The organism is Lysinibacillus sp. NPDC096212 (genome assembly GCF_044763105.1).
In the GTDB taxonomy this organism is placed as follows: domain Bacteria; phylum Bacillota; class Bacilli; order Bacillales_A; family Planococcaceae; genus Lysinibacillus.
In genome coordinates, this window is sequence record NZ_JBIWFQ010000064.1 from 1 (window position 1) to 2,003 (window position 2,003).

A 2,003-nucleotide genomic window follows, 5' to 3' on the forward strand; every position below is an offset into this window, starting at 1 on the left:
CCCTCGTATATTAGTAGTAAGAGCTCTTTCCGATAGAATTTCCAGTTGATCCGGACAACTGGGGAATCTGTTGGATTTCCTATAGGAGATAGTCGCCTTTTGGCTCCCTCACTCTTTTTTTATGTTTTACCTGTTTGACCCTGGTTTACACGAGGGACCAAAAGGAAACTTCCATTTTAACCATTCAAAATAGTATAGCTAACAGGTGCTTACCTGCTTATTTGTGTTATCCAATTTTATATCGTTTGGGCGAAGGATGGAGGAGGCTCCATTTTAGTACTTCGTCCTTTTTTTATTTCAGCTTTTATTTCACTCAGACTGTGCCCATGAGACAATGGAACGGACAAGGTTGACGCAGGAAATAGCTATTCCCCCTTGCGGGCACTTTTTGTGCACTGCTTAAAAAGCCTGCTACCCATCGTTCATTATTGAAGGTCTAACCACTGGCTGCGACGTTGTTGGAGAAGAGAGTGTAGCGCTCATTATGGTCTTCTTCACTTTGATTGCTCATCACGAGGCAGACATCGATGATTCGACTGGGCACCCAGGTCTGAGACAATCTTGATTATTCCCACTATAGGAGGTGATTGGCATGTCACAAATGCTAGTCGGTATCGACGTGAGTATGCGCTCCCATCATGTCCAATTCATGCATGGCGAGGGTCATTCGCTTGCTGATTTTTCTGTTTCTAATGATGTAGAAGGTGCGAACACCTTGATTCAAAAGCTTTTAAAAACAGCGGAAAAGAATCAGCTCACACAATTAAAAATTGGGATGGAGTCAACGGACCAATATAGTTGGCATCTAGCCCATTATTTGAAAAATCAATTACAGGGCTATGCACCCTTGTTTCAAACAGCGGTGTTTATGCTCAATGCTCGAAAAGTAGCACGCTTTAAAAAAGGCTACGATACGTTACCGAAAAACGACCGGATTGATGCCTGGGTTATTGCGGATCATCTACGCTTTGGACGTTTGCCATATGAAATGCAAGAAACTCTTCAACACGAGGCACTTCGCCGTTTAACACGTACACGATTTCACATGATGCATGAAATTGCGCGTAATAAAACGTACATGATGAATCAACTGTTTTTAAAATTTAGTGGCTTACGCCAAGATAACCCGTTCTCTAACACATTTGGTACGACGAGTTTAGCCGTCATTGAAGAGCTCGACCCTGAAATGATTGCAGAAATGCCACTAGAAGAGCTTGTAGAGTTCTTACAAGATAAGGGCAAGAATCGTTTTGCGGAACCAGAAGAAATCGCAAAATATCTTCAAAAGCTGGCACGCAACTCCTATCGTCTAGACAAGATGATGGCGGATCCCGTGAATTTATCGCTATCTGTGATTTTAAGTACGATTCGCCATATGGAAGCCCAAGTCAAGCGCTTAGATAAAGAAATCGAGCGCATGATGAAAGGATTCACCCAAACATTAACATCGGTAAAAGGCATCGGACCCGTGTACGCAGCGGGATTACTCTCTGAAATTGGTGACATTAAGCGTTTTGATGATCATCACGCTTTAGCGAAATACGCAGGACTTGTATGGTCACAATATCAATCAGGTGAGTATGAATCAGAAAACACCCATCGTGTGCGAACCGGGAATAAGTATTTACGCTACTATCTCGTTCAAGCCGCTGATGCCATACGAAAACATGACACTGAATATAAAGCCTTTTATCAAAAGAAATTTAATGAAGTTACGAAAAATCAACACAAACGTGCTCTCGTCTTAACCGCTAGAAAACTTGTACGCCTCGTGCATTCGCTACTACGCACGAATCAGCTGTACATACCAACTGAAAGGAGAGAGTAAATTTACTCATTCTCTTTCTTTCAAACTTTTAAATCGACTTCCATTTACGCCCTTTTTTTGCGCGAAAAATGCGAGGTTTATTTGAGTACGCTTAAAAACAGTTTTTTAGATGCTTGGTAGCTTAAGAATTTCCAATTCCGATGTTTTTTATGGTTGACATATCACCACTGGGCTT

General features: G+C 41.8%; 1 protein-coding gene. It reads left to right on the forward strand.

Annotated features, from left to right (window positions below; translation table 11 throughout):
- Positions 1 to 592 precede the first annotated feature (592 nt).
- Positions 593 to 1,828: an IS110 family RNA-guided transposase gene (locus ACIQ7T_RS27920; protein ID WP_370083794.1), complete on the forward strand. Its 1,236-nt coding sequence runs from the start codon at positions 593 to 595 to the stop codon at positions 1,826 to 1,828.
- Positions 1,829 to 2,003: the final 175 nt, after the last annotated feature.